This is a genomic window from Arthrobacter sp. 10N410 (genome assembly GCF_056394945.1).
In genome coordinates, this window is record NZ_JBFTIP010000003.1 from 458,746 (window position 1) to 483,626 (window position 24,881).

At 69.4% G+C, this 24,881-nt stretch carries 22 protein-coding genes; 17 read left to right on the forward strand and 5 right to left on the reverse strand.

The features are described 5' to 3' along the window. Nucleotide 1 precedes the first annotated feature (1 nt). A complete protein-coding gene (locus tag AC1DB8_RS09835; protein ID WP_441417944.1) occupies nucleotides 2–805 on the forward strand; it encodes an SDR family NAD(P)-dependent oxidoreductase in 804 nt (267 codons plus the stop codon). A gap of 23 nt (nucleotides 806–828) precedes the next feature. Here the strand turns inward: AC1DB8_RS09835 and AC1DB8_RS09840 are convergent, their stop codons facing one another. After that, nucleotides 829–1,689 carry a 3-hydroxyacyl-CoA dehydrogenase family protein gene (locus AC1DB8_RS09840; protein WP_441417945.1) on the reverse strand — a complete coding sequence of 287 codons (861 nt, stop codon included), beginning with the start codon at nucleotides 1,687–1,689 and terminating at the stop codon, nucleotides 829–831. 11 nt (nucleotides 1,690–1,700) lie between these two features. Beyond that, nucleotides 1,701–2,915, reverse strand: a complete 1,215-nt coding sequence (locus tag AC1DB8_RS09845) for an MFS transporter (protein WP_441417946.1) — start codon at nucleotides 2,913–2,915, stop codon at nucleotides 1,701–1,703. Nucleotides 2,916–3,020: 105 nt separating this feature from the next. On the opposite strand from AC1DB8_RS09845, the gene AC1DB8_RS09850 reads away from it, so the two are divergent. The 6 genes from AC1DB8_RS09850 (at nucleotide 3,021) to AC1DB8_RS09875 (ending at nucleotide 10,045) form a co-directional block, all read left to right on the forward strand. Continuing rightward, the gene (locus AC1DB8_RS09850) at nucleotides 3,021–3,596 is read left to right on the forward strand and encodes a TetR/AcrR family transcriptional regulator (RefSeq protein WP_476892899.1); all 576 of its coding nucleotides are present in this window, start codon (nucleotides 3,021–3,023) and stop codon (nucleotides 3,594–3,596) included. A 40-nt stretch (nucleotides 3,597–3,636) separates the two neighbouring features. Further along, entirely contained in the window at nucleotides 3,637–4,692 is a 1,056-nt protein-coding gene (locus AC1DB8_RS09855; protein ID WP_441417948.1) for a zinc-dependent alcohol dehydrogenase family protein, read from the forward strand. A 93-nt stretch (nucleotides 4,693–4,785) separates the two neighbouring features. Then, entirely contained in the window at nucleotides 4,786–5,100 is a 315-nt protein-coding gene (locus tag AC1DB8_RS09860) for a hypothetical protein (protein ID WP_441417949.1), read from the forward strand. 11 nt (nucleotides 5,101–5,111) lie between these two features. Further along, a complete protein-coding gene (locus AC1DB8_RS09865; protein WP_476892900.1) occupies nucleotides 5,112–7,847 on the forward strand; it encodes a PEP/pyruvate-binding domain-containing protein in 2,736 nt (911 codons plus the stop codon). Between the two features lie 103 nt (nucleotides 7,848–7,950). Further along, on the forward strand, nucleotides 7,951–9,021 hold the full coding sequence (locus AC1DB8_RS09870; protein ID WP_441417951.1) for an alpha/beta hydrolase: 1,071 nt from the start codon (nucleotides 7,951–7,953) through the stop codon (nucleotides 9,019–9,021). A gap of 58 nt (nucleotides 9,022–9,079) precedes the next feature. Beyond that, complete coding sequence (locus tag AC1DB8_RS09875; protein WP_441417952.1) at nucleotides 9,080–10,045, forward strand: alpha/beta fold hydrolase; 966 nt, start codon at nucleotides 9,080–9,082, stop codon at nucleotides 10,043–10,045. On the opposite strand, the gene AC1DB8_RS09880 is transcribed toward AC1DB8_RS09875, so the two are convergent. Continuing rightward, the gene (locus AC1DB8_RS09880; protein ID WP_441417953.1) at nucleotides 10,042–10,785 is read right to left on the reverse strand and encodes a glycosyltransferase family 2 protein; all 744 of its coding nucleotides are present in this window, start codon (nucleotides 10,783–10,785) and stop codon (nucleotides 10,042–10,044) included. The genes AC1DB8_RS09875 and AC1DB8_RS09880 overlap by 4 nt on opposite strands. A gap of 160 nt (nucleotides 10,786–10,945) precedes the next feature. On the opposite strand from AC1DB8_RS09880, the gene AC1DB8_RS09885 reads away from it, so the two are divergent. Both AC1DB8_RS09885 and AC1DB8_RS09890 read left to right on the forward strand, forming a co-directional pair. Next, nucleotides 10,946–11,149, forward strand: coding sequence for a cold-shock protein (locus AC1DB8_RS09885; protein ID WP_013599688.1), 204 nt, complete (start codon nucleotides 10,946–10,948; stop codon nucleotides 11,147–11,149). Nucleotides 11,150–11,321: 172 nt separating this feature from the next. Continuing rightward, nucleotides 11,322–11,957, forward strand: a complete 636-nt coding sequence (locus tag AC1DB8_RS09890) for a PAS and ANTAR domain-containing protein (RefSeq protein WP_476892901.1) — start codon at nucleotides 11,322–11,324, stop codon at nucleotides 11,955–11,957. A 35-nt stretch (nucleotides 11,958–11,992) separates the two neighbouring features. On the opposite strand, the gene AC1DB8_RS09895 is transcribed toward AC1DB8_RS09890, so the two are convergent. Continuing rightward, nucleotides 11,993–13,969, reverse strand: coding sequence for an APC family permease (locus AC1DB8_RS09895; RefSeq protein ID WP_441417955.1), 1,977 nt, complete (start codon nucleotides 13,967–13,969; stop codon nucleotides 11,993–11,995). A gap of 169 nt (nucleotides 13,970–14,138) precedes the next feature. On the opposite strand from AC1DB8_RS09895, the gene AC1DB8_RS09900 reads away from it, so the two are divergent. Genes AC1DB8_RS09900 through AC1DB8_RS09915 form a run of 4 tightly spaced genes read left to right on the forward strand, consistent with a single transcriptional unit; the run spans nucleotide 14,139 to nucleotide 19,909 of the window. Further along, nucleotides 14,139–16,823, forward strand: a complete 2,685-nt coding sequence (locus AC1DB8_RS09900; RefSeq protein ID WP_476892902.1) for a DUF4118 domain-containing protein — start codon at nucleotides 14,139–14,141, stop codon at nucleotides 16,821–16,823. Then, nucleotides 16,820–17,494: a response regulator gene (locus AC1DB8_RS09905; protein ID WP_476892903.1), complete on the forward strand. Its 675-nt coding sequence runs from the start codon at nucleotides 16,820–16,822 to the stop codon at nucleotides 17,492–17,494. Before AC1DB8_RS09900 ends, AC1DB8_RS09905 begins: the two co-directional genes overlap by 4 nt. A gap of 31 nt (nucleotides 17,495–17,525) precedes the next feature. Beyond that, a complete protein-coding gene (locus AC1DB8_RS09910) occupies nucleotides 17,526–18,140 on the forward strand; it encodes a DinB family protein (protein ID WP_476892904.1) in 615 nt (204 codons plus the stop codon). A gap of 11 nt (nucleotides 18,141–18,151) precedes the next feature. Further along, nucleotides 18,152–19,909 carry a sensor domain-containing diguanylate cyclase gene (locus AC1DB8_RS09915; RefSeq protein WP_476892905.1) on the forward strand — a complete coding sequence of 586 codons (1,758 nt, stop codon included), beginning with the start codon at nucleotides 18,152–18,154 and terminating at the stop codon, nucleotides 19,907–19,909. Between the two features lie 66 nt (nucleotides 19,910–19,975). On the opposite strand, the gene AC1DB8_RS09920 is transcribed toward AC1DB8_RS09915, so the two are convergent. After that, complete coding sequence (locus AC1DB8_RS09920; protein WP_476893035.1) at nucleotides 19,976–21,109, reverse strand: acyl-CoA dehydrogenase family protein; 1,134 nt, start codon at nucleotides 21,107–21,109, stop codon at nucleotides 19,976–19,978. A 289-nt stretch (nucleotides 21,110–21,398) separates the two neighbouring features. On the opposite strand from AC1DB8_RS09920, the gene AC1DB8_RS09925 reads away from it, so the two are divergent. From AC1DB8_RS09925 to AC1DB8_RS09940, 4 genes are all read left to right on the forward strand, one after another. Further along, nucleotides 21,399–23,132 carry an AMP-binding protein gene (locus AC1DB8_RS09925; RefSeq protein ID WP_441417960.1) on the forward strand — a complete coding sequence of 578 codons (1,734 nt, stop codon included), beginning with the start codon at nucleotides 21,399–21,401 and terminating at the stop codon, nucleotides 23,130–23,132. A 2-nt stretch (nucleotides 23,133–23,134) separates the two neighbouring features. Beyond that, complete coding sequence (locus AC1DB8_RS09930; RefSeq protein ID WP_441417961.1) at nucleotides 23,135–23,641, forward strand: MarR family winged helix-turn-helix transcriptional regulator; 507 nt, start codon at nucleotides 23,135–23,137, stop codon at nucleotides 23,639–23,641. 57 nt (nucleotides 23,642–23,698) lie between these two features. Continuing rightward, nucleotides 23,699–24,127 (forward strand): DUF1761 domain-containing protein, encoded by a 429-nt coding sequence (locus AC1DB8_RS09935; RefSeq protein ID WP_441417962.1) that lies wholly within the window; start codon nucleotides 23,699–23,701, stop codon nucleotides 24,125–24,127. Nucleotides 24,128–24,244: 117 nt separating this feature from the next. Further along, nucleotides 24,245–24,877 (forward strand): class I SAM-dependent methyltransferase, encoded by a 633-nt coding sequence (locus tag AC1DB8_RS09940; RefSeq protein ID WP_441417963.1) that lies wholly within the window; start codon nucleotides 24,245–24,247, stop codon nucleotides 24,875–24,877. Nucleotides 24,878–24,881: the final 4 nt, after the last annotated feature.

Genomic DNA, 24,881 nt, shown 5'->3' on the forward strand with positions numbered 1-24,881 from the left:
GATGACGAAGAGACTGCAGGGAAAGATTGCCCTCGTGGTGGGCGCCGGTTCGAGCGCCCCGGGAATGGGCAACGGCAAGGCCACGGCCATCGCGTTTGCCCGCGAGGGCGCCACGGTGGTGTGCGCGGACGTCAACGAGGCGGCAGCGAAGGAGACGGAGGGCCTGATCCTGGCCGAGGGCGGCCAGGCACGGCATCTCGCCTTCGATGTGACGGACTCGGCCGCGGTGGGCCGCGCCGTCGCGTCCGTCATCGAAGAATTCGGCCGGATCGACGTCCTCGACAACAACGTCGGCATCGCCAAGGTAGGCGGCGTGGTTGAACTCGACGAGGCCGAGTGGGACCGGGTCCACGCGATCAACCTGAAGGGCCCGTTCCTGACCATGAAGCACGTCATCCCGCACATGGTTGCCCAGGGCGGCGGCTCCATCATCAACATTTCCTCGCTGGCGGGCATCCGCTGGACCGGCGTCCCGTACGCCACCTACTACTCCTCCAAGGCGGCGCTGAACCACCTGAGCCGCACCACCGCGGCGGAGTACGCGGCGAAGCACGTGCGGGTCAACGCCATCCTGCCGGGGCTGATGGAAACGCCCATGGTGACCGAATCCGCCGAGTTGGCCGGCGCCTACGCGGACGGGCAGCGCGAGGAGATGCTGAAGAAGCGGCACGCCCAGGTGCCCATGGGCCACATGGGCACCGCCTGGGACGTCGCCAATGCCGCAGTCTTCCTGGCCAGCGACGAGTCCGCCTACGTCACCGGGATCGAACTGCGGGTCGACGGCGGCATCTCACTGGGCTTCTAGGGCAACGATTAGGGCAACAAAGGTCAGGAGTAGTCGTTGTAGAAACCGCGGCCGCTCTTGACCCCCAGCCAGCCCTTTTCGATGTAGTCCTGCAACAGCGGCGCCGACTTGTTCTCCACGCCGGCCAGCCCGCAGTAGTGGTTTTCGATGTCGAGAACCACGTCCAGGCCCACCTGGTCCATGAAGCGGAACGGTGCGGTGTCGGCCTTGAACACGTCGAGGAACAAGGCGTCGACGTCTTCGGGTTCGGCAACCCCCTCCGCCACAACCAGCAGGGACTCGCGCTTGATCGCGGCCCAGACGCGGTTGAAGATGAAGCCGGTGCTCTGCTTGCGGACCAGGTGCGGGGTCAGCGCGTATTTCGGCAGCTCGGCCATCAGCAGCTCAATGATCGCCGGATCGGTGCGGCCGCTGGACATCAGCTCCACCGAGCGCACCGCCGGCGGCATGTAAAAGTGCAGGTTCAGGACGCGTTCCGGCGCGTCCACCCCGTCGATGAATTCGGCCGAAGCGAACGAGGAGGAATTGCTCGCCAGCACGGCGTCGGGCGCGGCCAGCCGGTCAAGATCAGCGAAGATCTTCTTCTTGAGTTCGAGCTTTTCCGGCACCGCCTCGACAACGAGCCAGGCGTCCCGGAGGGCTGCGGCAAGGTCATCGCCGGCCGTGAACCGCCCCTCGGCAGTGCCGCCGAACTCATCCGCGACGCCGGGACGCTCGGTTCCGATGTAGTCGACGGCGGCCTGGGCCACGGCAAGGTTCGTGTCGAAGACGCGCACCTCGGCGCCCCGGAGCGAGAGCATCAGCGCGATGCGGCGGCCCAGCGTGCCGCCGCCGATCACGGTGATGGGTCGGCCTGCAATGTCGGCCGGAAGGGTGAAGCTCATGTCAGTTCCTTTCAGGAGGCTGCTGACGGTCCAGCAACCGGGTTGATGGGGTTGTTGCGGGTCGTCGCCTTGGCGGTCAGCACCAGGGCGGGGACGGCGGCCAGCACCAGCGCGGCACCATAGATCAGCGTCGTCCCCTTCATCCCTGCCACGGCGACCAGCAGCCCGGCGGCCACGGCCGGGACGCTGAAGCCGAGGTAACAAATCAGGTAGATGCTGGAGAGCATCCCGATGCGCTCGTGCGGCCCGCACAGCGGCAGCGTCATCCGCATCGCGCCGAAGTAGCCGCTGCCGAATCCGACGCCGGCCACCATGGTGCCGGTGAAGTAGAGCGGCGCGGACCCCAGCTGCACGGCGAGGACTGTCAGGGATATCCCGGCGATCAGGGAGACGACGCCGGTCAGGAGCGTGTTCCGGTCGGACCAGCGGCGGACGACGAGGATTGCCAGCGCCCCCGGGACGAAGAGGGCGAACAGGGCCAGCCCGCCCACCAGCACGGAACTGTCCTTCGTGATCGAATGCGCAAGGGCAGGGCCGAGGGAGAGGTAGAAGCCTGCGAGCGCCCAGGTCGCGGCCGCCACCGGCATGGTCGCAGCCATTGTCTTGCGCGCGGAACTGGGGACCTTCGCCTCGGGAACCAGGGAACGGAGCCAGCCGGGGGCTTTCCGCCCCGCGCTCGGCAGCCACAGCAGGGCGGTCCCGAGAACCAGCAGCAGGGCCGCGAGGAAAAAGTACACGGTCTTGGTCGGTTCCGGCAGGAACCGGACAAGGGACGCCGAGCCGAGCGCGCCGATGGAGAGCCCGACCGGCGAAGCGGCACTGTTCACGAGGGAACCACGGCCCCGGCGGCCGGCGCCTTCGAAGGCCAGCAGAGCGGCGCCGGCCGCGCCCATGGCCGCGCCGGTAGCGACACCCTGCAGGGCCCTCGCCGCAAGGAGCATTTCCGGACCGGGAGCGAAGGCGAAGGTCATCATGGCCCCGATCTGCAGCGCCACGGCCCCCAGCAGCACGGGCCGCGTGCCGAGATGGTCCGCCAGCGACCCGACCACCAGCAGCGTCAGCAGCACGGCCACCGCGTACACCGCGAAGACGACCGTCACAGCGGCGGAGCCGAGCCCCCATTCCCGAGCGTAAAACTCGTACAACGGCGACGGCGCCGACGAGGCCCCGATAAAGACCGTCAGGAGCGCCGCGTGAAGCCAGAACGCGGTACCGGTGTTCTTCAATGCTTTCCCTGCCTGCCAACCAGATAACTAACGCACAATCTGTGCATTAAGAGACTAGCACCGGACGCCGCCACTAAAGCAGAAGTTGTGCCTTAGCATGGTGTGATGATGGCTACAGCGACTCCGCGACCCGGCGGCCGCAGCGCCCGCGTCCAGCAGGCAGTGCACCAGGCGGTCCGGGCGCTGCTGGAGGAGAACGACGGCGACCGCTCGGCCCTGTCGGTGCCGCTGGTGGCGGAACGCGCCGGCGTGAACTCCTCGACCATCTATCGGCGGTGGGGGGACCTGCCGCGGCTGCTCGCCGCCGTCGCGTCCAACCGGATGCTGCCCGAGCAGGTGGAGGACACCGGGTCGCTCAGGGGGGACATGGAGGCCTGGTTCGTCCCCTACGTCGAGGAATTTTCCTCCCCGCTGGGGCGGCAGGTGCTGCGGGACATGCTCGCGGACGGCGCCGTGACCCGGGACTACTTCGCTCTTATGCAGGGCCATGTCGAGGAGCTCCGGAGGCTGGCCGAAGCCCGCGGCGAAACCGCGCCGGCGGCCCGGGAGATTATCGACACCGTGGTGGCGCCGGTCATCTACCGCATCCTGTTCAACCATGAGTCCGCCCCGGAATTGAGGGTCCAGGACCGGATCAGCCGGCTGCTCCGCCCCGGGACCGCCACCGACGTCCAGGACTAGACTCGTTTCCACCCCATCCACGACCAGGCGAGGAGCCCCCATGCGCGCCACCATCATCCACGGCCCCGGCGACATCCGGGTTGAAGACCGCGACTACCCCACCGTCCAGCAGCCCACCGACGCCGTCGTCAAGGTCACCGCCTCCTGCGTCTGCGGCTCCGATCTGTGGCCGTACCGCGGCGTGCGGCCCACGCACGAGCCGCGTGCGATCGGCCATGAGTTCATCGGCCTGGTCGAAAGCATCGGCGACGCGGTGACCGATCTGGCCGTGGGGGACCTGGTGATCGCGCCGTTCGTGGTCAGCTGCGGCAAGTGCCCGCAGTGCCTCAACGGTGTCTCGGTCGCCTGCGACCACCTGGCCGGCTGGGGCGGCAAGGACGACGCCGGGCTGGCCATCGACGGAGGCCAGGGCCAGGCAGTCCGGGTCCCGCTCGCCGACGCCACCCTCGTCAAGGTTCCTGGCATCACCGAGCCCGACGACGCGCTGCGCGCCAGCCTGCTGACCCTCTCCGACGTCATGGCCACCGGCCACCACGCAGCCCTCGCGGCAAAAGCGGGACCGGGCCGGACCGTCGTCGTGGTGGGCGACGGCGCCGTGGGCCTCTGTGGAGTCCTGGCCGCCAAGCGGCTGGGCGCGGAACGGATCATCGCCATGTCCCGGCACGCCGACCGGCAAGCCATCGCCCGGGAGTTCGGCGCCACGGACATCGTCGCGGAGCGCGGGGACGACGGCGTCGCGAAGGTCCGCGAACTGCTCGGCGGAGTGCTGGCCGATTCCGTGCTGGAATGCGTCGGCACCAAGGAATCCATGGAGCAGGCGCTGCACAGCATCCGCCCGGGCGGCGCCCTCGGCTTCGTGGGCGTGCCGACCGGCGGCGCCCAGATTCCGCTGCGCTACCTGTTCGACACCAACATCTCGATCGGCGGCGGGATGGCTCCCGCCCGGACCTACATTCCGGAACTGCTCGCCGACGTGCTGGACGGCAGCATCAACCCCGGCCGGGTGTTCGACGTCGTCATGCCGCTGGAGGAGGCGCCGGAGGCCTACCGCGCCATGGACGAACGGCGCGCCATCAAGGTCCTGCTGACGCCCTAGCCGAACGGGCAGGGGATCGTGCGGCCCTTGCACTGCCGGGACGGCGGGTCTAGCGTGATGCGCATCAGCACCCGCAGCCGTCAAGGAGCCGTCATGGCCAGGTTTGTGCAGATCATCGAATACCAGTCGTCCCGCATTGAGGAGATCGAAGCGCTCGGCAGGCCCTCCCGGACCGAGGGTGAAACCGCCCCGACCTTCCGTCGGATCCTGAACACCGCGGACCGTGACCGGCCCGGCACGTACCTCACCATCGTCGAGTTCGATTCCTACGAGTCGGCGATGGAGAATTCCCGGCGGCCGGAAACCTCCGAATTCGCGGCGCGCATGGCGGCCCTGTGCGATTCGCCGCCGGTGTTCCGCAACCTGGACGTCCAGTGGGAGGACGCCGGCGACCCGGCGAGCGACTAGGCGCGCAAGCCATGCGCTCCGAAGCGGACGACGGTGAGCCGGACGCCGCTGCGCCGGACGAGTTCGTGCTGGACCTTGGCCGGACCGCCTCCGCTCCCCTGCGGTCGGTCGGCGGTAAGGCGCTGAACCTTGGCAGGCTCACCGCCGCGGACTTTCCGGTGCCGCGCGGCTTCTGCCTCACCACCGACGCCTACCGCCTCGCGGCCCCGCCCGCGCTGGCAGCCCTGGCCGCCCGGCTCGACGCGGCTGCCGACGGCGCGCCCGCCGACAGCGCTACCGGCGCAGCGGCTGGCCAGGCGGCCGGTCCGGGGCCGGCGGAACTGGACCGCCTGGCGGCCAGCGCCCGAGAGCTGATCCTGTCAGCGCCGGTTCCGCCCGGCGTCGACGCGGCGCTGCGGGAGGCCTACGGCTTGCTGGGCGCGCAGCCGGCCGTCGCGGTGCGGTCCTCGGCCACGGCCGAGGACCTGCCCTTTGCAAGCTTCGCCGGCCAGCAGGACTCGTTCACCGGCGTCAGCGGCGCCGACGCCGTCGTCGACGCCGTGCGGCGCTGCTGGGCTTCGCTATGGACCGACCGGGCGGTGGCCTACCGGTCCGCCAACGGGATCAGCCACCGCGAGGTGGGGCTCGCCGTCGTCGTCCAGCTCATGGTCGACGCCGCCACTGCAGGCGTGATGTTCACCGCCAACCCGGTGACCGGAACCCGGACCGAGACGGTGATCAACGCCAGCCCCGGCGCGGGGCAGGCTGTGGTGTCGGGCGCCGTAAATCCTGACCAGTTCACCGTGGACACCGCGACGGCGGCGGTCCTGGCCCGGGTTCCGGGCGACGGCGGTCCCGCACGCGGCTGGAGCCTGGCGGACGCCGAACTCACCGAACTGACCCGCCTGGGCGACGCAGTCCAGCGTCTCTTCGGCGCGCCGCAGGATGTGGAGTGGGTCATCGACGCCGCGGGCAAGGCCTGGCTGACGCAGTCCCGTCCGATCACCACGCTGTATCCGCTGGAGGATCCGTTCTCCAACACCCCGACCCCCATTGATCCGCCCTCGGCCGGGGCGCGCGTCTACCTCTGCGGCACCCTGTTCCAGGGGCTCACCCGACCGATCACGCCGATCGGGCTCGCGGCCCTCGGCCTGATGCGGAACCGCAAGGGCCCCTGGCGGTACGTCAACCCCGGGCTGCGAATGTACGTGGACCTCACCGCGATTGTGCAGAACAAGTGGGGCCGCCGCTACCTGACGCGGGTGCTGCCGCTGGCGGACGGCAGATCGGCCGCGATCTTCCCCGAACTGCTGGCGGATCCGCGATTCGCGCTCAGGCAACGCCCCCGGAAGGCCCTCCCCCGGCCCGCCCGGGCCACCGGCGGTGGGCAGGTCCAAGGCGCCGAGGCCAGCACCACCCTGGCCATGCTCCTCGGCCTGATCCCGGCGCTGTTTGGCGCCGCCCTCCGGCCTGAGGCCGAACTTCGCCGGGCCGAGGCCTACGGAAAACGCCTCGAAGCGGAGCTGGTGCTGCCCGAGCCCGCCACCGCCGTGCAGCGGCTCGACTACACCGAACTGATCACCAATCGGACCATTGACGGGCTGATCCGCGCCACCCTGCCCGGGCCATCCGTGGGCTACATCATGCTGGCCGTGGCACGGCGGCTGCTTCGCGGCATCGCCCCGCCGCGCGAGCTGGAGGCGGTACTGCGCGGGCTGCCGCACAATGTGACCACCGAGATGGACCTGGAACTCTGGCAACTGGCCGTCGGGATCGGCGCCGATCCCGACTCGCGGGACGTCTTCCTGGCGCAGGACCCGGCGCGGCTCGCGGCGGCATACCGCGCCGGCTCGCTTCCCGCGCCGGCGCAGGCCGGGGTCCGTGACTTCCTGGTCCGGTACGGCCACCGGGCGGTGGCCGAGATCGATCTGGGCATGCCGCGCTGGTCGGACCAGCCGGACCACATCCTGGGAATGATCTCCAACTACCTGCGCGTCGAGGACCCCGAGCAGGCCCCGGACCGGCAATTCCGCCGGGCCGCCGAGCACGCGGAGGAGAGGATCCGCAGTCTCGTGGAGCGCGCCGGCGCCCGGGGCCAGTGGCGGGCCCGGCTGCTCGAGCTGTGCCTGCGCCGGGTCCGGGAGCTGTCCGGCCTGCGCGAGCTGCCCAAGTTCCACATCGTCAAGATCCTCGGCGAAATGCACCGGCAGCTGTTGCTGGTTGGCGAAGAGCTGGTGCGTGCCGGGGTTATCGCGGCGCCCGACGATGTGTTCTTCCTGGACTTCGCCGAGCTCCGGGTGGCCCTGCGGGGTGCCGGAATGCAGCCTCTCGTCGCGAGCCGCCGCCGCCTGTACGACGTCGAACTGCGCCGCCGCCACATCCCGCGGGTGTTGCTCTCGGACGGGACCGACGTGGAGGCCGCCGTGATGGCGAAGCGTCCGGCCACCGGCGCCCTGTCCGGGACCCCGGCATCGGCCGGCACCGCCACCGGGCTGGTCAGGGTGATCCTGGACCCGGTAGGCGCCCGCCTCGAGCCCGGCGAAATCCTGGTGGCCCCTTCGACCGACCCCGGCTGGACCCCGCTCTTCATGACGGCCGGTGCCCTGGTCATGGAGATGGGCGGCGTCATCTCGCACGGGGCCGTGGTCGCCCGTGAGTACGGGATCCCGGCGGTGGTGGGCGTGCCGGATGCCACCACGAGGCTGCACACCGGCCAGCGGGTCACCGTGGACGGCGCCGCCGGCACGGTCCAGGAACTGCCGGACTGAGCTCAGCCGCACCCAGGCTGAGGCCCGGGGCGTAGCCCCGGGTGCCGCCGGGAACAGGCTGTCCTCACCGTGGTAGCACAGCCGTGCCAGCTAGAATGGCAGCATGACCCCGGCGGTCCAGCCCCCACCCCAGCAACCCTTCCCGCAGCAGCCCGTGCAATACCCTGCACAGCGGGCCGGCGGCGCCTTCGGCCTCGCACGCCGCGCGCGCGGCGTGCTCCGCCGGGTTCCGGTGTGGGCCTGGCGGGTCCTGATGCACTCGCTGGGCCCGAGCGAAAAGGCCCGCTTCAACGCCGACCCCGTCACCGGCGTCGACTACTTCCACGACATTGACTTCGTGGGCGACGGCATCAGGGCTCACCGCCTGGACGTCATCACCCCGTCCGCCGCTGGGGCCGCTCCTGCGGACGGCGCCGGGCCGCAGCCGGTCTATGTCTACTTCCACGGCGGAGGCTGGACCTCGGGCGACAAGGCCTCGCTGACCAAGTACTGCGCCAGCCAAGCGGAGGGCGGGATGGTCGCCGTCAACGTGAACTACCGCCGGGCCCCGCGCTTCCACATGGCCCACGTCCTCCAGGACGCCAACGCTGCGCTGGCCTGGGTCCGCGACAACATCGCGGGCTTCGGCGGCGACCCCGCCAGGATTGTCCTCGGCGGCGACTCCGCCGGCGGCCAGATCGCCGCTCTCCTTGCCGCTGCCAGCTTCCGTCCCGAACTGGCCGGCCATTACGCGCTGGCGCCGGCAACCCCCGCCTCAAGCCTGCGCGGGCTGGTGCAGCATTGCAGCGTCGTGGACTTCTCCGTGTTCTTCGACAAGGGCTTCGTCCTCAGCCTGGACTTCGTCCGGATGCTCCTGCCCCGGGCAGCGCGCCGCCCTGGCCGACGCCGCATCGCGGAGCTGCGCAGGGCGGCCGGCTTCCTGTCCCCGATCGAGTGGCTCGACGCCCGGTTCCCGCCGGTCTTCGTGACCACCTCGGAACGCGACTTCTTCTACGCCGCCAACCTGAACTTCATAGAGCGCCTGCGGAAGCACGAGGTGCACGTTGACACCCTGATTTACGGCTGGGACTCCCCAAACACCGAACACACGTGGCAGCAAGACTTCCGTTACCCGGAGTCGCAGGAGGTCTACCGCCGCCTGCACGCGTTCGTGCGCAGGGTGGCCGGCGCCTGAGGACCCCGGCGGACCGCCGTCCGGGAACCGCCCCCGCGCCGGGGGCTATGTTTAGTCCATGGCGTCAACAGGCCGCAACCTTCCGGGCACACCGGAACCGGACCCCGGGGTCTTCGGCTCGGGGCTCATCGACGAGGCCGCCCGGCTGGACGCCGCCCTGCCCGACGTCGACTGGTTCGCCCCGCCGTCGGGCTCTGTCCGCGGGACCTTCCATGCGCCGAGCGGTGAGCTGGCGACCTTGTCCATGGGCAACCCGGCCCATCCACGGGTGCTGATGGTCCCGGGCGCGACGGGGTCCAAGGAAGACTTCTCGCTGATGCTGCCCCGGCTCGCGGCCGCCGGCTACTTTGTGCTCAGCTGCGACATCGCGGGCCAGTATGAGTCCGCCGACGCCGGCCCCGAGCACCTCGACCCGCCGCGGGAGCACTACGACTACCAGCTCTTCACCGACGACCTGATCGCCCTGCTGGAGGACGGGGAGGGCGCCGCGCACGTCGTCGGCTACTCCTTCGCCGCGATCGTCGCGCAGGTGGCGTTCGCGCAACGGCCGGAGCTGTTCCGCAGCCTCACGCTGCTCAGCTGCCCACCCGAGCCCGGCAACAGCTTCCGGGGGGTCCAGCGGATCGGCCGGTTCAGCGGCTGGGCCAGCGCCAGGGTCGGCGCGGCGCTGATGATCGCGGGCATCCGCAGCAACGTGGTCCGCGTGGGGCAGAACCGGATCCGTTTCGTGAGATACCGCTTCCGCTTCACCCGCCGGAAGGCTGTGAACGACATTTTCGGGCTGATGCAGCACGCCCCGGACCTCCGGCCGGTCCTGGCCGCGGCGGCGCTGCCGAAGTTCGTCGCCGTCGGCGAACACGACCTCTGGCCGCTCGCACTGCACCGCCGCTTTGCGCAGGCGATCGGCGCGAAGATCTCCGTCTACCGCGGCGGCCACAGCCCCAGCGAAACGTCGCCGCACCAGATGAGCCGGGACCTGATCGCGCTCTACGCCGACGCCGACGGGGCGCCGCCAGGCAGCTAGCGCCGGTGGGCGCGTTCCCACCGCTTGCGGCGGCGGCGCCGGCGCAGCGGGCGCTCGGACCTGAACTCGACGCCGAACGTCGTCCACGCCATCGACAGCCGGCGCCCGACGGCGTGCCGGCTTTCGAACGGCCGGGCCGAGACGCCTACCCGCAGCGCCGGCTCCCAGAGCACGGACACCTCCGGCGGGATCTGGTAGGAAATGTCGAGGTCGTCGTGCACCGGCGGCCTGCCCCGGTGGACCGTGCCGCGGATCTTTTCCCAGACGTCGGCCCGCAGGGCGAAATTTGAGCCAAACAGCGGCGGATGCCCCAGCAGGAGACCGATGGCCCAGAAGTAACCGGCAATCCAGATGTTCCGGCCCACCCAGCGCGCAAACCGCGTCCCGCCGTAGAAGTTCCCGGGCCCGCTCACCGCGGTCAGCGGACCGGCCTTGTCCAGGATGGCTTCGACACGTTCCAGCCAGTCGGCGGGCGGGACGGAGTCGGCATCCAGGCGCGCGATGATTTCCGAGTCCGCCTCGTCGAATCCGCGGGCGGTAGCCGCCGCGATTCCGGGCAGGTCAACGACGATCCGCCGCGCCCCGGCGGCCGTGCAGACCGCGGCAGTGTTGTCGGTGCTGCCGTTGTCCACCACGATCACCTCGTCGGCGCGGCGGCTCTGCCTGCCGAGTGCCGCCAGGCACGCGGCGAGCATCTGCGCATCGTTCCGGGTGGGAATGACCACCGAGATTGTTGTCATGGTGAGCCGACTATAGCTCCAGCCCGGGATTAACTCCCGCACTCAGCCTCTTGCACCGCGGCCCTGCGCCCCGTACGTTGGGGACAGCGGACGAATGTCTCCGCAGCCGTTGGCCTTCCGTGGCCGCCGGAGATCAGCAGCATTTCAGAAGGATAAAGGCATGGCTACAGGCACAGTTAAATGGTTCAACGCCGAAAAGGGTTTTGGCTTCATTGCCCCGGATGACGGGTCGGCCGACGTTTTCGCCCACTACTCGGCAATCGCTTCCAGCGGCTACCGCTCGCTGGACGAGAACCAGAAGGTCGAGTTCGACGTCACCCAGGGTCCGAAGGGCCCCCAGGCTGAGAACATCCGCCCGCTCTAAGCTTTCAGGAAGGCCCGGCCTGCCGGAACACTTCTCCTAGAAAACATGAAGCCCCTCCGGAGTCACTCCGGAGGGGCTTTGTTTCGTTGTCAGACAGTGGCCCTGCGATATTCTGGACCTTTCAGGCCCAGACGCAGGAACGCCGGGCGCAGTACGTCGAACGGCCCGGCCCATGACATCAAAGAGCAAATATCCGGGGTCAGTCCCTGACCGGGCCCCCAACGACGACTTCCTCGACTGCCCCACCGGGCTGGTCGAGTACTACTTCGCCGACGGCGTTTTCCGCTGGTCTGACGGCCTCTACCGAATCTACGGGTATGAACGGGGCGAAGTGGTCCCGTCCATGGAAATGGTCTTCCCCCACCTCGAGCCCGAAGACCGGCCAAAAGTCCAGGCCTACTGGGAACGCGTGGCGACCGTGGGCGGGCCATCGTCCATCTACGTCTCAATCCGCGACAAAAAGAACCGGCAGCACAAGTTGCTCTTCTCCGCGGACTACATCCTCGAAGGCACTACACCCGTCGGTGTCTGGGGCGTCATCGTGGACCTCACCCAATCAATCCATACTGACCGCCATCAACTCGCCACAGAAGCCGTCGCGGCATCCGCCCGCAACCGGGCGGTTATCGAACAGGCGAAAGGCATCCTCATGGGGCGCACGGGGGTCAACGCAGATGAAGCATTCGGGCTCATCAGCCAGTTGAGCGCCGACACGAACCGCAAGGTCACCGCCATTGCCAGCGAAATCGTCGAGCGCGCCACGGCCACGCCCAGGGATGCGAAGAGCCAGGATCTTCCTACCCTGTAGCGCCCCCAGCCCGAGCCACTGGTTGCCGCCCAGTCCTAGCCGACGTGCACCCAGGGCCGCCGTGTGACATCGGGTTCGGCCTCGCGCAGCACCTCGCGGGTGACCGGCGCGATTTCTCCTTCGCCGAACGCGAGGAAGCGCAGCAGGTTGGTGAGCGGGTTCCCCTCGGTCCAGCGGAAATAGATGTGCGGCATCAGCCCGGTCACGTCCCGGATGTGCAGCAGCACCGAGGCGATCGTGTTGGGGACCACGGGGCCGTGCACTTCAAGGATCCGGTAGCCGTGCCGGGTGATGCCGCGGACCTCCAGTTCGGTTTCGAAGTCCGAGGAATCATCCACGATGACCTCCAGGAACAGCGCCCGGTAGTCCAGCGGCAGGTGGCTGACCTCAATCGCGGACTCCAGTTTTTGCCGGTACGCCTCCGCGCTGAGGCGCAGCGGCTCGTGGGCGACGATCCGGAGCGGCCCTTCCAGCTCGTCGGACATGAACTCCAGCGCCTGCCGGTCCAGATGGACGTGCGTGGCATGCAGCTCGAAGGACCGGCGGGCGCGGGAGAGCAGGGAAATCACGATGATGCCCAGGATGAAGATCGACGCGATCCGGATGCCTTCGGGGCGTTCGATGATGTTGGCCACGGTGGTGTAGATGAACACGACCGCAATGACGCCGAAGCCCACGGTGCGCTTGCGTTGCCGCTGGCGGCGGGCCGAAAGGGTCACGGCCACGGCCGCCGAGGTCATCAGCACCAGCACGCCGGTGGCGTACGCGCCGCCCTGCGCGTCGACGTCGGCGTCGAAGAGCCATGTGATCAGGAAACCGATGAGGGTGAAGACCAGGACCAGGGGACGCACGGCCCGGGCCCAGCCGGGGGCCATCCCGTAGCGGGGCAGGTAGCGCGGCACGAGGTTGAGCAGCCCGGCCATGGCGGAGGCGCCGGCGAACCAGAGGATGGCGATCGTGGAGATGTCGTAGACGGTGCCGAAGCCCACGCCGAGGTGTTCGTGGGCCAGGAAGGCCAGGGCGCGCCCGTTGGCCTGGCCGCCGGGCTGGAACTCCTGCTCCGGAATCAGCACCACGGTGGTGAAGCTGCTGACGATCAGGAAGGTGCTCATGATCAGGGCGGCGGTGGTCAGCAGTTTGCGCGCGCCCTGGATCCGGCCGGCCGGGTACTCTTCGGTATCGTCGGCATGGCCCTTGATCTGCGGCATTACGGCGACGCCGGTTTCGAACCCGGAGAGGCCCAGGGCGAGTTTGGGGAAGACCAGCAGCGCGAACCCGACCGCCAGCAGCGGGTTTCCGTGCGAGGTGGAGATGGCCTGCCACCAGTTGTCCACGGCCAGCGGATGGCTCAGCACCTCCCAAAGCGACGCGGCGACGACCACGACGTTCAGGCCCAGATAGAGTCCGACGATCACGACGGCGACGCCGATCGCTTCCTTGAAGCCGCGCAGGAACACCGCTCCGAGGAGGGCCAGCAGGATCAGGGTGACGGGGACGTTTTGTCCCTGCAGCCAACCGGGCGCCACCGGGTTCTGGACCAGGTGGGCGGTGGCGTCAGCGGCGGACAGCGTCATCGTGATCATGAAGTCAGTCGCGGCGAAGCCGAGCAGGACCAGGACGAAGAGCTTTCCGCCCCAGCGCGGCATCAGCCGTTCCAGCATGGCGATGGACCCTTCGCCGCGGTGGCTCTCGCCGGCGACGCGGCGGTAGACCGGCAGCGCGCCGAGCAGCGTAATCGCCACCAGGACGAGCGTCGCGAGCGGCGAAATCACCCCCGCGGCGAGCGCGGCGATGGCCGGCTGGTAGCCCAGGGTGGAGAAGTAGTCGACGCCGGTCAGGCACATGACCTGCCACCAGGTGTGCTTCTTCTCCTGGGCCGTGGGCACGCCGCCGGGGCCCTGGTGCGCGCCCTTGCTGTCCTGCAGCCCCACCAGCAGCCAATTCCGCAGGATGGTCCGGCGGGCGGGCTTCGGCGCCGACGGGTCTACCGGCGGCCTGCTCAGGGTGGTCATCTCGTCCTTTCCTCACGGCGCCTCTCTCACGGGCGGGCGCCGCATTCTGCCCCTCAGTTGCGAAGCTAGCAGCGGCCGGGACTCCGGCAGCCCCCCTGGCGCGGATCTTGATGAATCCTTTACGCCGCGCTCCTCCGCCGGGGCTTGGTCGGAATGGAAGAATGGCTGCATGGCACGTGGAACGCTGCGCATCTTCCTGGGGTCCGCCCCGGGCGTGGGCAAGACCTACGCCATGCTCCGGGAAGGGCACCGGCTCCAGGGCGCCGGCGAGGATGTGGTCGTCGCCTTCGCCCGCGACCGGGGCCGCCGCGAGACCCGCGCACTGCTGGCGGGTCTCGAAGTGCTTGGGCCAAGCCGGGTGCCCCTTGGCCGGCTCGACGTCGAGGAACTGGACCTGGACGCCGTCCTGCTCCGGGCGCCGGCCACCGCCCTGGTGGACGAGTACGCCCACTCCAACGCCCCCGGCAGCAGGAACCGGCACCGCTGGCAGGACATCGACGAACTGTTGGCGGCCGGGATCAACGTCCTGTCCACCCTCGACATCCACCAGCTTGCCTCCCTGGCCGACGTCGTCAGTGCGATCACCCAGGGCCGTCCCGCGGAAACCGTCCCCGACGGGGTCGTCCGGCGGGCCGACCAGCTCCAACTCGTGGACCTCTCCCCCGACCTCCTGCGGCAGCGTGTGGCGGCCGGCAAAATTGTGCCGCCGGACCGGGTGGACGCGGCACTGTCCAACTACTTCCGCCCCGGGAACCTGGCGGCCCTGCGCGAACTCGCGCTGTTGTGGCTGGCCGACCGGGTGGACGAGGGCTTGGCCAGCTACCGGGAGGGTAAGCGGATCAGCAACAGCTGGCCGGCCCGGGAACGGGTCGTGGTCGGACTGGCCGGGGGCACCGAGGGCGAGGCGCTGATCCGCCGCGGCGCCCGGTTGCTCCACCGCGTCAGCGGCATCGACCTGCTGGCCGTCCATGTCAGGGCCTCCGAAGGGATCGCGGACGAGTCGCCGCAGGCCCTTGAAGGGCAGCGGCAGCTGGTCCAGGACCTTGGCGGCAGCTACCACGTGGTCACCGGCGAGGATCCGGCTGACGCGCTGCTGGAGTTCGCGCGCAGCGTCAATGCCTCCCAGCTGGTCCTTGGCGTCTCCCGCAAGGACCCTGCAGCCCGCCTGATGGCGGGCCTCCGTGGCGGGGGCACCACCGCCAGGGTGCTCCGCGCTTCCGCCGGCATCGATGTCCATCTCGTGCCGCAGGAGCGTGCCCCAAGCGGTGTGCGCCGGAACCGGCACAGGGACCTGGGCAGGCTCCGCGTCAGCGTCGGCTTCGGCCTCGCTGTTGTTGTTCCTGCGCTGCTCCAGCTGCTGCTGGCGGTCAATCCGGACAAGAACTTGGCCACGTCCATGCTGGTGCAGCTGACGGGTTCCGTGGCTGTGGCGCTGGTCGGAGGGCTGTGGCCTGCGATCTTCGCCGCGCTGTGGAGCAGCCTGCTGGTGAACTACTTCTCCACCCCACCGTTGGGCAACCTGACCATCAGCGACGCCCAGAATGTTCTCGCCCTGCTGGTCTTTGTGGGCGTGTCCGCCGCCGTCGCCGTCGTCGTCGACCTCTCCGCGCGGCGCTCCAAGGAGGCCGCCCGGGCCAGGGCCGAAGCAACCACGCTGGCCGAGTTGTCACGCGGCGCAGCGGGTTCCGAAGACACCGTCACGGGCCTGCTGGAACAGGCTCTGGACGTCTTCCAGGTCCGCGGCGCCGCCCTGTTCGGCCTGGCTGGCGGCGACGTCGACGCCGGGCCGGGACCAGCGCAGTGGCGGCTGCTTGCCGGCGTCGGCGACTTTCCACCCGTGGCAGCCCGCCAGGGCGGGGTCCCGTCGACCACTGACGGACCGTCCGGGGACAACGTCGAACAGATCAATGCCACCACCCGGCTGGTCCTTTCCGGGCGGGTGCTTCCGGCCAGCGACCGGCGTCTGCTTGGCGCGTTTGGCGTGCACCTGCTGGCCCAGCTGGAGAACCAGCAACTGCAGGCCAGCCGGAGCCAGCTGGCCCGCCTTGCTGAAAGCAACACGGTACGCACCTCGCTGCTCCGCGCCGTCTCGCATGACCTCCGCACCCCATTGGCCGGCATTAAACTCGCGGTCGGGGGCTTGCGTCAGCCCGGTGTCCGCTACAGCCGGGAAGAGGAACAGGAGCTGCTGGCGACCATCGACGAGTGCTCCGACCGGCTCGATAGCCTGGTGGGAAACTTGCTGGACATGTCCCGGATCACCTCCGATTCCGTCACCCCCATGCTCCGGCCCGTGCGCTGGTACGAGGTGGTGGGCGGCGGCCTGCACGGAATCCCGGCCGGACGGGTCCGGGTGGAGCTGCCGGCGAACATGCCGGAGGTGGAGGCGGATCCCGGAATGCTTGAGCGTGTCATCGCGAACATCGTGGAAAATGCCGTGAAGTACGCCCCGGATTCGGACATTGTGCTCACGGGCAGCAGCGGCGGACTCAGTCCCGCAATGGTGGGTGGCCGGCCCGCCGGGGAGATGCGGATCATCGACCACGGCACGGGAGTCCCGGCGGAGAAGGTCGTGGAGATGTTCCGTCCCTTCCAGCGTCTGGACGACGCGAGCCGGGCCAGCGGCGTCGGCCTCGGCCTCGCCGTGGCTAAAGGGTTCACCGAGGCCATGGGCGGCCGGCTCAGCGCGGAGGCCACGCCGGGAGGCGGTCTGACCATGGTCATCAGCCTGCCGATCTCCGAGGGTGCACCCTTCCGGGAGGACCCGGACCAGGCGCCGCTGGAGCCCCAGTCCGCCCTGGTCCGGCGCCACCATGCACCGCCGATCCTCTCTTCCCCCACGGACGTACCATGACCGCAGTGCTGGTGGTCGACGACGACCCCTACCTGTTGCGCGCCCTGCGGATCACGCTGCGGGCCCACGGCTATGACGTCACGGCGGCGGCGGATGGCCGGTCCGCGCTCCTGGCTGCGGCCCGAATCCCGCCCGCGCTGATCGTCTTGGACCTTGGCCTCCCGGACATGGACGGCACCGAAGTCCTCGCGAAACTCCGCAGCTGGAGCCAGGTTCCCGTGCTGGTGCTGTCCGCCCGCCATGGCTCGGACGACAAAGTCCAGGCTCTCGACGCCGGCGCCGATGACTACATCACCAAGCCGTTCGGGCTGGACGAGCTGCTGGCCCGTCTGCGCGCGCTGCTGCGCCGCAGCGCCGATCCGGAGCACGAACCGGTGGTCACAACCGACGCCTTCACCGTGGACCTCGGCAAGCGCCGGGTCACCCGCGACGGCGAGGACGTCCGGCTCACGCCGACGGAGTGGAAAATGCTGGAAGTGCTGGTCCGTAACCCGGAGAAGCTCATCACCCAGCAACAGCTGCTGTCCGAGGTATGGGGTCCGGCCTACGCGAAGGAGACCAACTACCTCCGGGTGTACATGGCCCAGCTTCGCCGCAAGCTGGAATCGGATGCCGCCTCACCCCGGCACCTGCTCACCGAGGCCGGGATCGGCTACCGCTTCCAGCCCTGAAGCGGCGGGCGGCCCCGGTAGGATTCCGGGCATGGACGAGAAGGAGATTCTGCACCGCTACCTGCGCCTGCGCCGCGCCGAACTGCTGGCCAAGCTGGACGGTCTGGATGAGTACGACATCCGCCGGCCCGTGACGCCCACCGGAACCAACCTCCTGGGCCTGGTCAAGCACGTGGCCAGCGTCGAGATCGGCTACTTCGGCGAAGTGTTCGGCCGCCCCCACGCCCAGCCCCTGCCCTGGCTGGAAGAGGGTGCCGAACCGGATGCCGACTTGTGGGCGACCCCGGACGAGACCCGGGACCAGATTGTGGAACTGCACCACGCCGCCGCTGCCCACAGCGATGCCACCATCGAGGCCCTTCCGCTGGACGCCCCGGGCGAGGTTCCATGGTGGGCCGAGGACCGCCGGCACGTCACGCTGCAGCAGATCCTGGTCCACTTGTGCGTTGAAACGGCGCAGCATCTGGGCCATGCGGACATCCTCCGCGAACTCATCGACGGGACGGCCGGGAAAGGACCCGGCGACCCAAACCTGACGCCACGTACTGGCGAGGATTGGGCGGCCCACCGGAACAGGATAGAGACGGCCGCCCGGGCGGCCGCGAGGGCGGCAGCCCCGGTTTTCCGTCGGGAGCCGCCGCAATAGATACTGGGGCAATGAATATTCACAGCGCTCTCGCCCTGGAGAACGCACGGCAGCCGCCGCTGCCGGAGGTACCCGCCCAGCTGCGGGCCGTGCTCAACGGCATTCCGGCGATGGTGGGCTACTGGGATGCCGAGCTGCGCAACCGGCTGGCCAACGACGCGTACCGCAAGTGGTTCGGGGTCTCCCCCGAGGAACTGCACGGCATCCACATCCGGGATTTGCTCAGCGACGCCGTGTACGAGGCCAACTACCCCCACATTTCCAAGGTCCTCGACGGCGAGCCGCAGCTTTTCAAGCGCACGCTCACGGATGCCGCAGGTGCGACGCGTTTCGCCGAGGTCTCCTACATGCCGGACCTGAGCGACGGCGGGGTTCAGGGCTTCTTCGTGATGGTCACGGACATCACCGAGCGGGTGCTCGCCGAGCGCCGCCAGCAGCGGGACACCGACCGCTACCGGGCACTGGCGCGCAGTGTCCCCGGCGTCTTTGTCCTGCTCTTCGATTCGGAACTGCGCTACCTGATCGCCGAAGGCCAGGAGCTGGAGGCCTTCGGCTACCGCTCCGCCGAGCTCGAGGGCCGGCGGATCCACGATGTGCTCGACGGCGCCCTCGCCAACGAACTGGAACCCCGCTACCGCGCCGCGCTGTCCGGCCAGGAGGTCTCCTGGACCCGGCAGATCGGGCCCCGCACCTACCGACTGAAGGCCGGCCCCGTTTACTCCGACGACGACGCAACCGCCGGCATGGTGGTGGCGGTCGACGTCACCGATCGGCTCCGGCAGGAACAGACGTGGGCCGCGCTGCACGAGATCGCCACCGCCGTCGCCCGCAACGCCGCCCCGGCGGCCATCTCGGAGCAGGTCGCTTTCATTGTGCGGGACCTCTTCCAGGTGGACTCGGCCGCCGTCGTCCGTTTCACCGGCGCACTGTCAGCGGAAATCGTGGCGATGGCGCCGGCGTTGCCGCCCACCCTGAGCCGCACGCACGTTTTTTCGCCGACCGACATCTCGGCCACCGTCCGCGTCGCCGTCACGGGCAAGCCCGCCCTGGTGGTCTACGGCCCGGAAGGGGGCCCCGCCGCCGAGCAGATGCGGGCCGGAGGTTTCCAGTCCGCGGCGGGCGCCCCGATCAGGGTCCACGGCAGTTTGTGGGGCGTGGTTAACCTGACCTCGAAGTCCAGCACGGGCGTCACCGAGGTGATGCTGGAACGGCTGGCCCAGTTCGCCGAACTGGTGGAAATTGCCATCGGCAACACCGAGGCCCGCGCCAGCCTGGAGCGGCAGGCCACCACCGACCAGCTCAGCGGCCTGCCCAACCGGCGTGCCCTCGAGCAGCACCTCTCGCACGAGATTGAACTGGCGGCCACCCGCGGCACCAGCCTCAGCGCCGTCGTCCTCGACATCGACCACTTCAAGAAGGTCAACGACACCTTCGGCCACATCATCGGCGATGTGGTGCTCGCGGATGTCGCGGCCCGGCTCCGCGGCGTCGCCCGCCAGGATGAGATCGTGGCCCGCTTCGGCGGTGAGGAATTCGTCTGGCTGCTGCCGGGGACGGACGGCGCCGAGGCCCTGCTCGCGGCGGAACGGGCCCGTAAGGCGATCGAGTCGGAGCCGTTCGGCGAGGTCGGCTCCATCACGGTTTCGGCCGGCGTCTGCGAACTCCGCGACGCCGGCAGCCACAGCCTGCTGGCCTGCGCGGACCGGGCGCTGTACGCGGCCAAGCACGCCGGCCGCAACCGCAGCGAACGCTACGGCGCCTCACGCTAGGGCGTTCCCGGCTCGCGGCCGCGCTCCGGCCGGCCGCGGCCAGCCGGAGCGCGGCCGCGTCGGACTCTAGACGAAAGCGGACTTCCCGGTAACGGCCCGCGCCACGATCAGGGAGTTGATCTCGTAGCTCCCCTCATAGGTGTAGAGGATCTCGGCGTCGCCGAAGAGCTTGCCCATCTCGAAGTCGGTGCTGATCCCGTTGCCGCCCAAGAGCGAGCGTCCCATCGCGACGGAGGCCCGCGCCAGCCGGGTGGTGGTGGACTTCGCCATAGCGGCCTGCACCATGTCCAGCTTGCCCTCCTGCTGGATCCGCGCCAGCTGCGCCATCAACGCCAGCGAGACGCTGGCGTTGCCGAGGATCTCGGCCAGCTGCTGCTGCACGAGTTGGAAGCGCGCCAGCTCCTTGCCGAACTGCTTGCGTTCCAGCGAGTAGGCCCGGGCGACGTCGAACGCGGCCAACTGGATGCCGGCAGCCTGCCAGCCCACCCAGGCGCGCGAGTCCCGCAGCAGCTCGTTGGCCCGCGAGAAGTCCGTGGCACCGGGCAGCAGATTGGCTTCCGGGATGCGGACCTCGTCCAGGACGATGTCCGCGTTCTGCATGATCCGCAGGCCGATCTTGTTCGCGATTTTGGTGGCGGTGTAGCCGGGCCGGTCCGTCTCGACGATGAAGCCCTTGATCTGCTGGTCCGCGACGTCGCGGGCCCAGACCAGGGCGAAGTCGGCGATGGTGCCGGCGCCGATCCAGCGTTTGGCTCCGGTGATCACCCATTCGCCGTTCTCCAGCCGCGCCGTGGTGGACAGTCCGCCGGCGATGTCCGAGCCGTGGTCCGGCTCGGTCAGGGCGAACGCGCCGAGCTGGGTGAAGGCGGTGAGCCCCGGGAGCCAGCGGGCCTTCTGCTCCTCCGAGCCGAGCTCGTCGATCATGCCGACGATCAGCTCGTTGTGGATCCCCACCAGCGCCGAGAGCGAGACGTCGGCGCGCGCCACCTCGACATACATCAGCCCCTTGAAGAGCTTGGAGCTGCCGTCCGTCTGCAGGCCGCCGAGGCCGTGCTTGCCCAGCTCGGCGAGCAGGCCGAAGGGGAACTCCTCGCGGTTCCAGTAGTCGATCGATGCGGCGCGGATCCGGGCCTGCAGGAAATCCCGGATCCCCTGGTAGCGCTCCCGCTCGTCCGCGGGCAGGAGGTCCACGATGTACATCAGGTCTGCGTCCGGGAACGGCGGAGTTGCCGGGGCCTGGGCCGAACTTTCCGCGGCGCCGCGGCTTGCCGTTGCCTGGCCTGCCATTGCCTGGACGGCGGTCTGTCCGCCGGCACTTCCTTGTGACTGCACGGGCACATATCCCTTCGTAATGTGCCGCGCATCGGCAGCAACATCGGCTCTTCCAAACCCTTGGATGTCCTAGTATATTGCACAGTGATGTGGATCACTAGGCCAGCGGCGGCCGCCACCGGACCGCCTGGCTGCGACCGGCTGCGAAAGGTGCACCATGACCGTCACTGAGGAATTCCGCGCCGCGAGGGACAGGCTGCTGGCCCTGCGCGGGGACTACGCCGCCGCCCGGCAGGAATTCAAATGGCCGCGCTTCCAGGAGTTCAATTTCGCCCTGGACTGGTTCGACCAGATCGCCGCCGATCCGGCCAAGGCGGACAAGCCCGCCCTGGTGATCGTGGAGCAGGACGGCACGGCCACGCGGCGCAGCTTCGCTGACCTTTCGGCGCGCTCCGCGCAGGTGGCCAACTGGCTCCGGGCCCAGGGCGTGCGCCGCGGGGACCGGATGATCATCATGCTCGGCAACCAGGTGGAGCTGTGGGAGCTGATGCTGGCCGGCATCAAGCTCGGGATCGTGATGATCCCCACCACCACGCTGATGGGTCCGGCCGACCTGCAGGACCGGGTGGAACGCGGCGGGGCCAGCTGGGCCGCCGTCGGAAGCGCCAACATCGACAAGTTCACCGGCGTCCCGGGTGACTACCGCCTGATCGAAATTGGCGCCGCCGGCAACGCCGAAACCAACACAGCGGCACTTCAGTACAGCGAGGCCGCGGGCGCGGCGGAAGACTTCAGCCCGGACGCGCCGACCCTGGCCGACGAGACCCTGCTGCTCTACTTCACCTCCGGCACCACCTCGAAGGCCAAGCTCGTGGAGCACACCCACACTTCCTACCCGGTGGGCCACCTGTCCACCATGTTCTGGATCGGGATGGAGCCGGGCGATGTGCACCTGAACGTCGCCTCACCAGGCTGGGCCAAGCACGCCTGGTCCAACGTGTTCACGCCCTGGATCGCCGAGGCCTGCGTGTTCATCTACAACTACGAGCGTTTCGACGCGAAGGCGCTGATGGAGCAGATGGACCGCGAGCGGGTGACGAGCTTCTGCGCCCCGCCCACGGTCTGGCGGATGTTGATCCAGGCCGACCTGACCCTGCTCAAGAACCCGCCCACGAAGGTGGTTTCCGCCGGCGAGCCGCTCAACGCCGAAGTGATCGACCAGGTCCACCGCGCCTGGGGCCAGACGATCCGGGACGGCTTCGGACAGACCGAGTCCACCGTGCAGATCGCCAACACCCCGGGCCAGCCGATCAAGATCGGCGCGATGGGCCGGCCGCTGCCCGGCTACGACGTCGTCCTCGTGGACCCGGCCACCGGGGAGGAGTCCGACGACGGCGAGCTGTGCCTGCGCCTGGACCCGCGGCCCGTCGGGCTGATGAAGGCCTACTACGGGGACCCGGAAAAGACGGCCGAGGCCTTCCGCGACGGCTATTACCACACCGGTGACATGGCCAGCCGGGACGAACGCGGCATCATCACCTACGTGGGCCGGGGCGACGACGTCTTCAAGTCCTCCGACTACCGGCTCTCCCCGTTTGAGCTGGAGAGCGTGCTGATCGAGCACCCGGCGGTGGCGGAGGCCGCCGTCGTCCCCTCCCCCGACGCGCTCAAACTGTCCGTGCCCAAGGCCTTCGTGGTCCTGGCGGCCGGCCACGAACCCGGGCCCGAGCTGGCCGAGGACATCCTCCGCTACTGCCGCGAGCACCTGGCGCCGTTCAAACGGATCCGCCGGCTGGAGTTCGCCGAACTGCCCAAGACCATTTCCGGCAAGATCCGGCGGGTGGAGCTGCGGCACAGCGAGGAACTGCGGCATGGGGCCGGCGGCGTGCCGGAGGGCCTCGGCACAGAGTACTCGGAGGCGGACTTCCCCGGGCTGAAAGGGCAGGGCTAGGCATGGGCACCCCGCTGCCGCGTGATCCGATCGCCGACGCCCAGCGGAACTGGGAACGGCACGGCTGGGCCGACGTCGCCGCCCCGATGGCTGCCATCACGGCCGTCATGCGGACCCAGCAGATCCTGCTGGCACGGATCGAAAGCGCGCTCAAGCCTTTCGGGCTGACGTTCGCGCGCTACGAACTGCTGGCCCTGCTCAGCTTTGCCCGCAGCGGGGCGCTCCCTATGAACAAGGCGAGCGCCCTGCTCCAGGTCCACCCTACGTCCGTGACCAACGCCGTCGACCGGCTGCAGGAAGCCGGGCTGGTGCTCCGCTCCCCGCACCCCACCGACGGACGGACCACGCTGATCGAGCTCACCTCGGAGGGGCGCACCCTGGCCAAGCGGGCGACGGCGGTGCTGAACTCGGAGGTCTTCGGCCAATCCGGCTTCGAGGAGCAGGATGTGGAGCAGCTGATCCGGATCCTCGGTAACTTCCGGCGCAATGCCGGGGACTTCAGCGGCTAAGCCGTACACTTCGTTTGCGGGCCGTCGGCCGGACGGCCAGGAGGTGAGGAGAGCCCCATGATTCCGGAGATCAACATCTGGGCGGTACTGCTGGCCACGCTGTCCAGCATGGTGGTCGGGTCCGTCTGGTACACGCCCAAAGTGTTCGGCAACTACTGGATGCGCATCGCCAAGGTCAGCCCCAGCGGGGACGCCAGGGACGCCGTCAAGCCCATCCTGATCACCTTGGTGGTCAGCTTTGTCAGCGCCTGGGTGCTGGCTGGCTCCGCCGCCATCTCGCAGCATTTCTACGGCGGAAACTTCCTCGCCAACACCCTGGTTACCGCCCTGATCCTGTGGGCCGGGTTCACGGCCGCCCGCTTCATCACGCACGACGCGTTCGAGGGCCGCCCCGTTGGCCTGACCGTGCTGAACTGCGCCCATGAGCTCGTAACCCTGATGGTGATGGCTCTGATCATCGGTTTGTTCGGGATCAGCGCCGCGTAGCCTTTCAGCAGCGGCAGGCGCTGCCATTCCGCGCCGCCCCGGGGACGGGCGGGCGTGCCTAGACTGGATAGGCGGCAGGCGCCCTGCCGCACGGCACGGGCACCGGAGGAGAGCTGCATGGAATTCGACGAATCGTTCTGGGACGAACGGTACCGCCAGCACGGCCAGCACGGCTCAGTGTGGAGCGGGCAACCGAACCCCCAGTTGGTCGCCGAGGTGGCGGACCTGGCGGCCGGTTCCGCCCTCGACGTCGGCGCCGGAGAAGGCGCCGACGCCGCCTGGCTTGCCCGGCGCGGCTGGCGGGTGACGGCGGTGGACATCTCGTCCGTGGCCCTGGCCCGGGCGGCCGCCGCCCTCGAAGACGACCCGGAGACCGCCGCCCGCATCACGTGGCAGCACCAGGACCTCACGGCCTCGCCGCCGCCGGCCGGGACCTTCGACCTGGTCTCCGCCCAGTACCTGCACCTGCCCGCCCCGCAGCGCGACAGCGTCTACAGCCGGCTCGCCGCGTCGGTGGCACCGGGCGGGACGCTGCTGATCGTCGGCCACCACCCCTCGGACCTGGAGACCAGCGTGCGCCGGCCCTCCGCCCCGGGGTTGCTCTTCACCGCCGAGCAGCTCGCGGCGGAGCTCGATCCGCACGAGTGGGAGATCGTCACCTGCACGTCCCGGCCGCGGGCCACCGCAGATTCCGACGGCGCACCGGTGACGGTCCGGGATTCGGTGCTCCGCGCCAAGCGCAAGGCCTAGCGCG